Origin of the sequence: Streptosporangium sp. NBC_01469 (assembly GCF_036227305.1) — a bacterium.
In the GTDB taxonomy this organism is placed as follows: domain Bacteria; phylum Actinomycetota; class Actinomycetes; order Streptosporangiales; family Streptosporangiaceae; genus Streptosporangium.
Genome location: NZ_CP109465.1, coordinates 6,247,071 through 6,260,065, shown reverse-complemented (window position 1 = coordinate 6,260,065; position 12,995 = coordinate 6,247,071). Strand labels below are relative to the sequence as shown.

Below are 12,995 nucleotides of genomic sequence, written 5' to 3'. Positions count from 1 at the left end.
GTGCCCGAGGAAGTCGGCCGCTGTTAATCCCCTGGAAACATGGAGACGGTTCTATGCCACAGCGGTCCTCAGCAAGGCCGATGAGGCGTGCCTCTTGTCGATCGTGTGACGTTCGAATGTGATGGGCGGCAGGCCATCGTTGGCGCTGTGCCGCCGGAGTGATCTGCGCGTCCAGGTCGGCCCGCTGGCGTTAGCGGGCGGTCGCCGCGTCGTCACCGATGCGGTTCTTCCACTTGTAGTACCGGGACTGCAACACGCCCAGTTAGACAAGGGGCGTGACCTGCGATTTCAGGATGAAATTAGCCCATTGAGCGTCATCTTCCTCGAAGGAGGGACGACGCAGTACCTCATCTATGACGTCGGCACAGGAGACGCCTGTAGACAATGCACTGCGTCACGATGCCGACCGTGGCTGCACGGATGTATCCGGCCGTTGACTTCAGGGAGTCAGGCTGCTGGCTCGTGGCCACGGCAAGGCTTCGCAAGGCCGTGAGCTGGGCGGATGTGATTCGGCAAGCGCGACTCCATGCGACCTGTGATCACGGAGCATCTCTTTCCCGATACTGAAAACGATCTTTACTTTACCGCCACCCCATGTCACGATCAAGCCTGTTATGGCACATCTGTTCGAAAGGCTGCGAGTGAACTCACGCCGATTAGCGTCCGGCTTATCCGGCCGGACGCGCCGCCACGCTGCCCTGATTGCGGCTCTGACACTGCCGCTCTCGCTCATGAGCACACCCACCATCGCCCAGAGCCCTACGCCATCCCCTACCTCGACACCCAAATCGACGGCCGCCATCACGGAGCCGACGCTCAAGGCTGCTTGGGAGGAGGCGGCCAAGTCCGGTAAACCCGTCGAGGTTCCCTCCCGCTCCACTGAGACCATGAAGATCTGGGCGAACCCTGATGGCAAGAACATGCGAGCCGAGCTGCACACCCGACCCGTCCAGCTCAAGAACTCGGCCAGCGGCGCCTGGGAACCCATCGACACCCGCATCGTGACTCGCGACGGCAAGCTGCAGGCTGCCCGGGTCAAGTCCCCGCTGACCTTCGGCGGACGCGGCGCCAACCACCTGGTGTCAACGACCGGGAACCACGGCGAGATCGGCCTGGGCGTGACCCGGGCGTTGCCGGAACCCAAGGTTTCCGGCAACGCGGTTACCTACCCTGACGCCGTCGCGCCGGGCGCGGATCTGGTGGTGCTGGCCCAGGCTGACGGCTTCACCTCCCAGGTGGTCTTCCGGCAGCGGCCGACCGGCGCGGTGACCGTACGGCTGCCGCTCACCCTGCCCGAGGGCACCACCTTCGGTAAGACACCGCAGGGGCTGCCGCAACTCAAGGACGCCAAGGGCGGGGCCAAGGCCGCGCCGATCGTGCTGACCGCTACGGACGCCAAGGTGGAGGCCGCCCCCGAACAGGGCAGAACCTCCTCCATCAAAGCGCAGGTCGAGACCACCGGTAAGACATCGGAGCTGGTGTTCTCCCCGGATGAGAAGTTCCTGGCTGACCCCGCGGTGACCTACCCGGTGACCGTCGCCGCGTCCTCCATATGGTTCGGCGGCGGCGCCCCCGACGACGCCTGGATCAGCAGGAACGACCCCTACAACAACAACGCCGCGGCCGGGTACCTTCGCGCGGGCACCACCTCGACCAGCGCGGACATCGCCCGCGTGTTCATGAAGTTCAACACCACCGACCCGATACTGCAGGGTGCCACCGTCAACGACGCGGACCTGCGGATGTGGAACTACAAGTCCGGCGGACCCAATGGACAGCTGTGCGGGGAAACCATGGGCACGGGTATCCGGGCCGCGCGCGTCACCTCCGAATGGACCCTCGACGGGACGATCGACAGTCTGGACTGGTACAACCAGCCCTCGAGCACGGCCGCCGAGGAGGTGAACCGGGCCGGCTACAACTACGACGCCGACCCCGCCAGCTGGTGCGCCAAGGACGAGGAACTCTTCTACGAGGTCACCGGCATGACCCGCGCCTGGATCGACCAAACCGAGCCCAATCACGGGATGGTGCTGAAGGCCGCCAGCGAGAGCGCCGCGATCAACTGGCGTCAGTACTACTCCAGCCAGTTCGGCGGCGGCGATCCGTATCCGGGCTACCGCCACCCACCCGCTCTCATCATCGACTACACCCCCGCGCAAGAAGAGATCGTCGCGATTTGGGGAATGTCTCCAGACAGCTCGACCGCAGACGTCCTAGCAGCGGCGACGTCAGCCGTCCCGGTGCAAGCTCCCCCAGCGGTTCCGCGTGAGCAGATGGACGCAGCTGCCCTTACTGGAGATGGTTATACCGAAACCGCTCCAGAGGACCTGGTTCTTCCGGAGGGGCTGACGCCTGAACAGATCGAAGAATTCCTGAATGGCCCGAGGCCTACGGAGCCACCCGCGCCTCCATCCGTGGTGTCTACGTCGCCGGCTAACTCGCAGACGAACGTTGCAATCAATACTCCGATCAAGGTGACGTTCAGCCAACCTATGGTCAGCGGAGACATCGTCGTCACGAATCCACAAGGCGCTCCTGTGGCGGGCAACGCAGCCTTGGAGTCAGGTGATCAGGGTCTGGTCTTCACCCCGGATCAGCCTCTTGCCACAGACACCACCTACACGGCCACAGTGAGCGGGGCGAGGAATTACGAGGATGTGGCCATGTCGCAGTACACATGGTCGTTCACCACGGGTAGCTCCGGCACCGACGCACCAACCGTGACCGGGACTGAGCCCAGCCGGGACGCTACCAACGTGTCAGCGAACACCGCAGTCAAGGTAACGTTCGACAAGACGGTGTCTGAGGTTCAGCTGACGATCAAGGATCAGTCAGACGCGATCGTGCAGGGCACACTGGCGGGCAGCAACGACAGCGCCGAGTGGACCTTCACACCGGTCTCCCCACTCGCCGCCCAGAAGACGTACCAGGTCGATGTCAGCGGCGCCAAGGATTCTTCGGGCAATGTCATGACGCCCTATACCTGGTCGTTCACCACAGCCGCAGACACGCCGCAGCCAATCCCCGGGCTGGTGGCGTCCTATGGCATGAACGAAGGATTGGGCACCAGCGTGGCCGACTTTTCCGGCCGCAACAACGCCGGGGTGGCCGCCGCCACCTCATGGCAGAACGGCAAGTACGGCAAGGCGCTGTCGTTCAACGGCTCCTCCAGCATGGTCACGGTCGCGCATGCCGCGTCGTTGCGCTTGACGACCGGGATGACGCTGTCGGCCTGGGTTAATCCGACCACGGTGACCGGCGCCGCCTGGCGCAGTGTGGTGACCAAGGAACTGAACGCCGATGGGGCTTCCTACGCCCTGTACGCCGGCAACGGCAGTGGGGTTCCGTCCGGCTGGGTGCAAACCGCCCCTGAGGGCTCGTCGACGGCCAACGGAACCTCACCGTTGCCGGTGAACAGCTGGAGCCACCTGGCGCTCACCTACGACGGCGCCGCGCTGCGGTTGTTCGTCAACGGCCAGCAGGCCTACCAGACCCCGCTGAGCGGCAGCCTCTACGACGACGGCAGCCCGCTGCGGATCGGCGGCAACGTCGTCTGGCGTGAGTACTTCAGCGGCCTGGTCGACGAGGTGCGCATCTACAACCGCGCCCAGAGCGCCGCCGAGATCCAGACCGACATGAACACTCCGATCGGCGGGGTGGCGCCGCCGGACACCCAGGCGCCGACCACGCCCGGCTCGCTCGCCGCGACCGGGGGCCCCGGCAGCGCCCAGCTCACCTGGACGGCCTCGACGGACAACGTGGGCGTGACCGGCTACACGATTCACCGCTCCACGACGCCGGGATTCACCCCGTCCGCCGCGAACCAGGTCGCCTCCTCACCGGCCACGGCCACCACGTTCACCGATGGAGGCCTCGCGGCGGGGACGTACTACTACCGGGTGCGTGCCGCCGACGCAGCCGGTAACCTCAGCCCGTCCTCGAACGAGGTCTCGGCCACCGTCACCACCCCGCCGGCGACCCCGGGCCTGGTGGCCGCGTACGGCATGAACGAGGGCTCGGGCACAACCGTCGGCGACTCCTCCGGGAAGAACAACACCGGAGCGGCCACCGACACCACCTGGGGCAACGGCAGGCACGGCAAGGCCCTGTCCTTCAACGGCACCTCCAGCTGGGTCACCGTCCCGCACGCCCAATCACTGCGCCTGACGAACGCGCTGACGCTCTCGGCGTGGGTCCGGCCGGCGACAGTGGACGCCTGGCGCACCGTGCTGTCGAAAGAGAACACCAACGGCCACGCCTACGGCCTGTACGCGTCCTACGATGGCGTTCCCCTGGGCTGGCTGCAAAACGCCACAACCTTCAAGACGGTGGTCGGCGACGATCCGCTGCCGCTCAACCAATGGAGCCACCTGGCCGTCACCTACAACGGCACCATCATCACCCTCTACCTCAACGGCAGCCAGATCGACCAGACACCGATGACCGGCAACCTCGCCGACAACGGCGGCGTACTGCGCCTCGGCGGTAACAACCTCTGGTTGGACGAGTTCTACAGCGGCCTGATCGACGAGGTACGCATCTACAACCGCGTCCAGACCGCAGCCGAGATCCAGACCGACATGAACACCCCCATCGGCGCCGCCGCGACGAGCACGGCAACGCAGCAACAGCGCCTCAACGCCGCCACGGACGTCGACCTCGGGATCGACAAATTGACAGTGGATGGCAGTCGCATCGCGGACGGGGCCACCCTCGCCTCCCCCCTCACCCCGCGACTGACCACCTGGCTGTCCGCCGGGCACGACGGCGAGGCGAAGGTGGAAGTGGAGATCGCCGGCAAGCCCACCAAGTTGGTCAAGGCGGGCAAGGTGAGCACGGACAGGCGGCTGATCTGGTCGGGTGAGGTCACCGCCAAGCCCGGCGAGACCCGGGTGTCGCTGCAGGTCCCCGAGGGCAAGTTGCGGGACGGCGAGAAGGCGCGATGGCGAGTCCGCGTCACAGCCGACGGCGCAAACGGCCCCTGGACTGGCTGGCAATCCATTAACGTTCGCGCCTCGACAAGCGAGACTCAGCCATCCACTAAGACCTCGGCCACGTCTCCTAGCCGCGCATCAACGTACTCGGCGAGCAACTTCAAATACGACAGAATAGAGGACAATGACGACTGCAAGTCAAACGCAAGGAGCGCCTACGGGTACGCCGCCGGTAGCAGCGTACTTCAAAATCCGAAAGGCTATGCAAGAAACCGTTTCTCGTGGTGCGCCACATACATGTCCGGATTGGTTCGCGTTAAGCGCGACAGATTCGGCAACATTGTAAAGAACGCACAGGGTCAGCCGGCAACCACCGATGAGGTCTGGTTTCCACAAATATTGATCGGGCGCACCTATCAGGGAAGTCGAACCATAGAATTCGATCTTTGGGTAGACGAAGCAATCAACTCCAAGGGCGACTTCTTTGAGGGGAAGACCTTCTCCATCGGCATGATGGGAACCGGCTACCCCAACGCAAATGCTTGCCTCCCCGTTACCAGGGACGGCCTGAAAACGTCGTATCTCGGAAACGAAGCTTACTGGGAAGACAGAACGGTAAAATTCAAGTTCGAATCCTATGTCGATCCAGGATCAGCAGGAGCCAACAATCGCGAGTTGATCGGAACCTGTACTACGAGGACCACCCTTAACCTCGTCGGACTTAATGGATATCAAGAAGCATTGGCTCCTCCGAAGCAAAGCATCCGATGCGATTCCGCCGCCTATGTCGGATATGCGCAAGGATGCATCTTCGATCACGAGACACCATCGATTGCTCTAAAGGAGAGCAGTTACCCGAACGCATATTCGCATATTTCCTTGGCATATTCTAATCCCGATGCCACCCGCCCCAAGCCAACCGACCACGCGAACGCCTGGCCCACGAATGTTCCGGAAATTCGAAAGGATACACCAAAAATAATCCCAGGCTTCACCAAGGGTAAGGTTATTCACCGACTCTATCAATATCCTGAAGAACGCGCCCAAGACGGTAACCGTAATGCCCGTAACCGCAGTAGATCACAATCCGCATGCCGATGGTCATACTTCCCCACATGGACTCCCATAGGATCACTTCCATGGGTTTCGGCCGGAAATGAATGCGACGAATTCCCATTCGCTTCCACCTATGAAGGGTCGTGGGTATGGTGGCAGGAAAATCTTCCGAACGACGCGGGTGACTACCGGCCACGAGGCGTGAACTACTCGGTGAAACCCATCCCAGCCGCAGAGAACAATGCGTGGGGCGGACCCGCTCAAGGTGGTATCCTGTATTACTACGCATACGATCGCCTGCTGGACGGAGATGCCTTCTTCCTGCGCCTCTACAATAGGGCGGGCACGCGAATCAATCCCTAATCCGGCTCAACACAAAAACGTGATGCCCATCTAAATGCAGTGTGTGGCCTCCATGCAGGGGCCGCACACTGCATCGTTATTGGGACATAAGGAGAATTAATGTCGCAACTTGTTGATCGCCTCCACGAGGTCGTCACAGTGGAGAGAAGTGAATTTTTGTTAAGAGATCAGGAGGGTACGCTGGACGAGCCACCTGGCTGGCCTCGCCTGGAGGAGATCTCAGCACGTCTCAACCATGGCTCCTGGTTCGAGGCGACCTTGAACTGGGCAGTGTTCCTGAGCAGTGTCCCGTGGCACGAAACCCAGGTCACCCTGGAACTATGGGATGCCTCCCCTCCCGAAATCTCCGACTCCTGGGAGAAAAGTAAGATCACATCTTTCTACTCCAGCTCAGGTCTCGTCTACGTGAGCGAGCTATTCGGCAGTGGACCTCCACCTGTCCCCATGGATCTGCGCAAAAATGCCAGTGATTGGGCAATCAGGGCAAGTCGTCGCCCAGGAACCGGCTGGAGCTGGCCAGACGAAGATGTTCCTCCACGAGGAGTCGAGGAGTGGCGTATACAGTTCTGGCCGTCGCGAGGCTTGGATTCTAACCTTACTAAAGCCCCCCGTAGAACAGAGGAATCTCCAAGCGTCCGAAAATACCTTGAGACCCTATCCGGGATTGGAACCTGACGCTGCAGGTTTCACGGCTCCTGTTATCGACTTATACGACTCTTTGGACGCGCTAGTAGTATTTCGTTAGGTTGATTTGATCGTGGGTGCTGGGTTCGGCATGCTGCTCTCGTGGATCTGGGGGAAATCGAGCAGTTGAGGGGCGAGTTGGGCGCGTTCGTAGCCGAGGTGTTCGCGTAGGTGCCGCGTCGGGATCAGCGGGCGAAGGGCAACTGCTATCTGCGAGGACTGATGCTGGACGGGCCGCGCAAGTCGATCCAACCAATGATCGAGCGCCTGCCGGACGGCGACATGCAGGCCTTGCAGCAGTTCGTCGACCTGGGACCATGCGCCCGTGCTTCGAGCGATCGCCACCAAGCTGATCGCCGCCATCACACTGCAGGTGTGGGTGATCGATGATGTGTCCTTTCCCAAGGACGGGAAGATGTCGGCGGGGGTGGCCCGTCAGTGGTGCGGGGCGCTGGGCAAGCGGGCCAACTGCCAGGTCGCGGTCAGCCTGCATACCGCCTGTGATGCGGCATCGGTGCCGATCTCCTGGCGGCTGTTCGTGCCCAAGGAGTGGGAGCAGGACACCGGACGCCGCTGCAGGGCCGGAATACCCGATGAGGTGAGACACTGTCTGACCAACCTGCCGTCCGATACCCCGCTGCGACGCGTGGTCCGCCTGGCCAAGATGCGCCAGCGCATCGAGCACGACTACCAGAAGATGAAACAGTAGGTGAGGTGGCGTTTCGGGGAGGTACGCGGGCAGGTCGTAGAAGCCGTTCCGCGCTTCGGTCAGCGGAGATTTCCAGGCGTCGGAGCTACAGAGCAGCCTGGGGCCGTCCGGGTTCTTAGAGTCACGGATGGCGACACCGGGCGGAGCCGGTCTCATCTGGACGTACTGCTGGCCACTGCCGCTGTAGCTGCTGGTGATTCACCCCTGCTCGTCGGTCATTGAATCGCCTTTCTCCTCAGGGGCGTCGGAGTTCGCCGCGTTCGATGCCGCCGGTGAAGGCGTCGTATTCGGCGTCGGTGAACAGGTGCGGAGCCTTCTCAGGACTCTTGGAGTCGCGCAGGGCCACGATGCCCCGTTCCAGGAAGGCGATCTGGACGCAGTTGGTGCCACCGCTGCTGAGGCTGCTGGTGTGCCAGCGGGCGTCGCGGAGTTGGGTTTTCACCCAGTCGGGGTCGAGGGTGTTCTTGTTCACGAGAGGTCCTTGGCGATCGCGGAGAGAAGCGGTATCGACGCCTTCGGCGACAGGGCGTCGGACTTCAGTAGGTCACTGGTGGTGCGGTAGAGCTCGACGACTTCGGGTTCGTTCAGGTGCAGGGAGGCGCGCAGGGACTCGATGCACACGAGGTCGCGACCGGCGGGAAACGACATGAGCATGAATGGGCCGTCCATTCCCGCGTGGGCTCCGGCGGAGAACGGCAGGACCTGGATCGTGACGGCGGGGTCGGTGCGTGCGAGATGTATCAGGTGCTCGATCTGGGCGCGCATACAGGCACGTCCACCGACTTCCTGGCGCAACACTAGTGTTCGCGGAGAAGCTGCTGGAGCTGGCCCCGTCGGCGGAGCCCCATACAGGCGGCGAGCCCTCAAACAGGTGAGGGCAAGCCGCCCCGAGAGGCTGCGGGTCAGCGGTCGGTAAGGGACGCGATGAGTCGATCAGCCTCGTTGACCGTCGGGTTGGCTCTGTCGGGTAACCAGCTCGCGCGCAGCTTGGCGAGTTCACTCGTGACCCGCCCGGACGCGAGCAGGGGGAGATCCTCGCGGAGTTCGAGGACGGTCGCGGCAGCGACGTCGGGTCGGCGCTGGCGCAGCTGTACATTGGCAAGCCGGGCGGCGATGAGCACCCGGGAGCGGCGTTCGATGTTACGGCGGGAATGGACGGAATTGATGAGGTGCTGCTCGGCGGTGGGCAAGTCTGAGAGCTGGGCGAGGGTTATTCCGATCTGGTGTTCCAGCGCGGCGCGGCGGTAGGCGCCCGTCCACTGGGACTCCGGAACGGAGTTGGCGCGTTCCACGTCCGCTTCGGCCTGGTGTAACGCGTTGAGCGCGGTCATGGCGTTGCCGTTGGCGGCGTGGGCTTCGGCGCGCATGCCTGCCATCCACGCGCGGACGCGGATCGGGCACCCGCCTCGCAGCGCTGACGCTGCGGCCTCGGCGAGATCGACTGCCCGGGCGGGGTGGCCAAGTTCAACGGCTTGGGTTGCGAGCCCCCGTAGCGCGGTCGCCTTCGCGGTCGGGTCACCGGCTTCGTCGGCGAGCCGCACCGCCTGAATGTAGTAGCGCTGTGCCAGTCCGGCGGCGTCTCCGGCGTCGGAGGCCATGAACGCGGCCAGGTAGGTCATCTGGGAGGCGGCGGCGAACAGTTCGGGGCGTGCTTTACCGGTGGTGCCGTGCAGCAACGGCGTGACTTCGTGAATGAGGTAGGCCAGGACAGTGGGGCGAGCGTGCCCGCCGCCGAACAGGTCATCGGCGGTAGAGAACTGGCCGCTCATCATGCGGATGCGCTCCACGTCGGAGGCACCTGCCCGGCGCGGCTGGCCGGAGCGGGCGGTGATGGTGTGCGGATCGGCCGGTAGGTTCAGTGCAGCGAGTGAGTACAGGCCGGCGGAAAGCAGCGATCGCCGGTTGAGCATGTCGTCCCTCCCCAGACGGGTTACCCAGGCCACTGGGTCGCCGCTCCACGGGCCTTCGTGGGCCACCTCGGTATGCGGCCATCCCAGGTCTTGAACGGTGAGGTCACGGCCCAGCAGCCGTGTGAAAGCTTCGACGACGACGGGAATTGTCCCCGCCACAGGGATGGTCCCTGAGAGCCAGTGTGCGATAGCGGCGGCGTCGTAGTACAGACCTTGCCCATTTTCCGCACCGACAGCGTTGATCGTCTTCGCGATCTTCACGTACGGCTTCCCGGTAGCGGTGATCGCCTCCTGCAGCGCGGTGTTACTCACTGGGTGACGTCGTTGTCTCGGCATGCCCATCCCCTCGCATCGCACTTGGCCCCGAGGATCCAAAACCATCCAATACCGAAAGCTCTAGTCGGTCAGGTCGTTGAGTTCTTCACTCAGCAGTGAGACCAGAACGTGACGGTGCGAGCGCAAGGTGCGATGGAGGGGCCAGCAATTGATTACCCAGCAGGGGGAGCGGTGGTTCACCGCCGCCGACGCGGCCGAACTGTTCGGCCCGGGGGTCGTAACCGGCAGCACGACGGGGCGCTGGGTCTGGTACGAGGAGCACGATCCGGCCGCCGCGGTGCGTGTCGCGCTCGGCGTTGCCCGCCGCTCCTGGGTTGACGCCGTGGCTGTCGCTCCGGCTGGCGCAGCCTTGGCCCAAGCCGGTCTCGCGCTCGCCTTCGCCAAGCACCTGCACAAGGTACGACGCGAGCGTGGCCTGCGCGGCGCGTGGGTGATGAGCCCGCTGCAGCCACCCCTGCCGCGGCTTCGGCTATGCCGTATCCCGCATCTGGTCACCGCTGCAGGCCCTGACGGGGCGTGGCAGGACGTCGTGCTGTGGGAGGTCATGACCGAAGCGCGATTCACCGCCTGGCTCGGCCGTGAGCCAGTCGGCTTGGCCGGACTCGATGCGCGGCTTCCCCGGCTGCTCGGGCTACGCCGGGCCGCCCGTGACGGCACCTTGCCCGACACTCAGGCCGTTCGTGCGCTGCAGGAGCTGCTGCGGACCCGCTGCCTGTCGACTCGGCTGGTGCTCGAACATCCGAACTTGTTCGAATCTCTGATCACCCTCAAGGAGGCACGTTGAGCAACAGCTGTACTTCGGCAGTCGGCTACGCCCATCCCTTCGGCGCGCTGCGTCGCAACCCGGCCAAGGAACAGGTGACGTTGCCGGTCAGCATCGCCGCCTATCAGCCCGGCACGCCCCTGGACACAGAGCTGGCGGGCCTCGGCTACGCCGCTATATGCGGCTGGCCGGATCAGCGGCCGGTGACCGCAGCCCTGGTGCGGTCCCAGCTGCGACCCTTCGCGGATTCCCCTCCGACGCTGATGTTTCTGGCCCGTACCGCAGGCGGTGTCCTGGTCGCGGCGGCTGCCCTGCGTTACCCCTCCGGACCCGGCGCACCGGCCCGCCTGTGGGGACCGGTGGTCACCCCGAACCGGCAAGAACACGGGCTGGGCACGGCCCTGCTGGAGCAGGTCAACGCGTGCCTGCTTGATCGTGAAACGGTCCTGCTCACCGCAGGGATCCCAGCGACCCGCCAGCATGGCTGCGCGTTCTTCGAGCGGGCCGGGTGGCGTCTGCACTCCACCGCCGCCCTGCTGCACACCCTGATCGTTCCCGCGCCGGTGGTGGACCGGGCGGACGTCCGGGTCCTGGACACGGCGGATGCCGCCGCGCTGGGCCGCCTGTATCACGCGGTCCACCCCACCCACGAGCTTGTGGTCGCCGCAGGCACCTACCGGCGATGGAGCGCCGATGAGCGATTCATCACCGATGGCCTGGTCGGTGTGGCCAACCCCGACGGGGAACTACAGGCGGCCGCCCTGATCTACCCGCTGATTCACGTCAGCTCACAGGAACCGGCCGAGGCGCTGCTGGCTGAGGTGCTCGTTCATCCCAGCGCCGACCGGGCGGCACTGGCCCGCCCGCTGATCATGGCGGTCCTCGCCGCAGGTGCCCGGCACGACGCCCGGGTGGCCCGCGCCGTCGTCCCCACGGTCGAGCGCGCCCTGCTGGCTGACCTGCACGCGGCAGGTCTGACCACGGCGGAGGAAGTCCGCTCCTACCAGGCGCCGCTCGCGCTGCCCTCCACGAAGGAGTAACCATGAGCATACCCTCGCTGTATCCGCTGAGGGGATCGGCCGCTGGGCTTGTGCTGCCGCCGGCGGAAGCTTTCTTCGCCCAGCTTGCCGGAGGGCTACCCACGGGTGACGCCACCTGCCTGGTGATCACTCACCTGCTGCCCGGTCAGGTGAGTTTCCTGCCAGCACTCACTCAGCTGTCTCCGGTCGCGGCCGTGCTCCCCAAACCCAAGTCGATCAACGGTGTGTTGCTGGAGCAGGTCCGCTCCGTGTACCGGTGTGACGTCCTGGACCGTGAGCTGTTCGCCGACCCCCGCTGGCTTCTGCGCTACCTGGAAGAGCGGGCCGCAGGCCGATCGCTGGCGCTGCTGGACATCGGTGGTTACTTCGCGCCCGCCCTGGCGGAGGTGTGCGCCGCCTTCTCGGGGCGGATCCTCGGCGTGGTCGAAGACACCGAGAACGGCCTGCAACGCTACCTGCGGCTGGACACGCTGCCGGTGCCGGTCTACAGCGTCGCCCGAAGCCCCCTGAAAGAGGCCGAGGACTGCCTGGCCGGTGAGGCCATCGTGTTCTCCACCGAGGCGATCCTGCGTGATCTGGGGGAGATCTTGCCCGGCCGTCAGGCGTGCGTGATCGGATTCGGGAAGATCGGCGCTGGAATCGCCCGGGCGTTGCACGGCCGGCACGTGCGGGTCGTCGTCATCGACACCGACCCGGTCCGCCAAGCTCAGGCGATCGCGTTAGGTTACGGGCGGGCCGCCACCCTCACCGACGCGTTGCAGGCAGCTGACCTGGTGTTCTGCGCCACCGGTAACCGCGCGTTGAACGCCGGGAACCTGCTCCATCTGCGTGACGGTGCCTATGTCGCTACCGTCACCTCCCGCGATGACGAGCTGGACCTGGCCGGCGCCGGTCCGCTCCTGCACCGGGAAGACGTCGCGGCGGGCGTCGTCCGCTACCGCCACGCCGAAGGCCACTTCCACCTGCTCAATGACGGCAACGCCGTGAACTTCCTGCACAGCTCCGCGATCGGACCCTCCATTCACCTGGTCAAAGCGGAGATCATCGCCGCGCTGGCTCATCTGATGTCCGAACCGCACGACCCCGGCCTGTACGAGGTGTCATCGCAGGTGCGGGCGTCGATCGCCGCCGCGTGGATGGACGCCTTCCACACCCCCGCTGTCACCGCGAATGCCTGACGTTTTCAGACAAGGAGAC

At 64.6% G+C, this 12,995-nt stretch carries 7 protein-coding genes and 2 pseudogenes; 5 read left to right on the top strand and 4 right to left on the bottom strand.

What is annotated here, in order from left to right; all coding sequences use genetic code 11:
* The first annotated feature begins 731 nt into the window (after positions 1-731).
* Both OG587_RS27430 and OG587_RS27425 read left to right on the top strand, forming a co-directional pair.
* On the top strand, positions 732-6,356 hold the full coding sequence (locus tag OG587_RS27430) for a LamG-like jellyroll fold domain-containing protein (RefSeq protein ID WP_329080155.1): 5,625 nt from the start codon (positions 732-734) through the stop codon (positions 6,354-6,356).
* A 906-nt stretch (positions 6,357-7,262) separates the two neighbouring features.
* Positions 7,263-7,749, top strand: a pseudogene (locus OG587_RS27425) (transposase).
* Between the two features lie 69 nt (positions 7,750-7,818).
* Here OG587_RS27425 and OG587_RS27420 read toward each other — a convergent pair.
* The 4 genes and pseudogenes from OG587_RS27420 to OG587_RS27405 form a co-directional block, all read right to left on the bottom strand.
* A pseudogene (locus OG587_RS27420) lies at positions 7,819-7,947 on the bottom strand (DUF397 domain-containing protein); the annotation flags it as partial.
* A 37-nt stretch (positions 7,948-7,984) separates the two neighbouring features.
* Positions 7,985-8,221 (bottom strand): DUF397 domain-containing protein, encoded by a 237-nt coding sequence (locus tag OG587_RS27415; RefSeq protein WP_329080152.1) that lies wholly within the window; start codon positions 8,219-8,221, stop codon positions 7,985-7,987.
* Complete coding sequence (locus OG587_RS27410) at positions 8,218-8,547, bottom strand: Scr1 family TA system antitoxin-like transcriptional regulator (RefSeq protein WP_329080150.1); 330 nt, start codon at positions 8,545-8,547, stop codon at positions 8,218-8,220. The genes OG587_RS27415 and OG587_RS27410 overlap by 4 nt, the downstream gene beginning before the upstream one ends.
* Before the next feature lie 104 nt (positions 8,548-8,651).
* Positions 8,652-9,971 carry a hypothetical protein gene (locus OG587_RS27405; RefSeq protein ID WP_329080148.1) on the bottom strand — a complete coding sequence of 440 codons (1,320 nt, stop codon included), beginning with the start codon at positions 9,969-9,971 and terminating at the stop codon, positions 8,652-8,654.
* 172 nt (positions 9,972-10,143) lie between these two features.
* Here OG587_RS27405 and OG587_RS27400 point away from each other — a divergent pair, with 172 nt between their 5' ends.
* Genes OG587_RS27400 through OG587_RS27390 form a run of 3 tightly spaced genes read left to right on the top strand, consistent with a single transcriptional unit; the run spans position 10,144 to position 12,976 of the window.
* The gene (locus OG587_RS27400) at positions 10,144-10,779 is read left to right on the top strand and encodes a hypothetical protein (RefSeq protein WP_329080147.1); all 636 of its coding nucleotides are present in this window, start codon (positions 10,144-10,146) and stop codon (positions 10,777-10,779) included.
* Positions 10,776-11,798: a hypothetical protein gene (locus tag OG587_RS27395; RefSeq protein ID WP_329080144.1), complete on the top strand. Its 1,023-nt coding sequence runs from the start codon at positions 10,776-10,778 to the stop codon at positions 11,796-11,798. The genes OG587_RS27400 and OG587_RS27395 overlap by 4 nt, the downstream gene beginning before the upstream one ends.
* A 2-nt stretch (positions 11,799-11,800) precedes the next feature.
* Complete coding sequence (locus OG587_RS27390) at positions 11,801-12,976, top strand: adenosylhomocysteinase (protein WP_329080143.1); 1,176 nt, start codon at positions 11,801-11,803, stop codon at positions 12,974-12,976.
* Positions 12,977-12,995 lie beyond the last annotated feature (19 nt).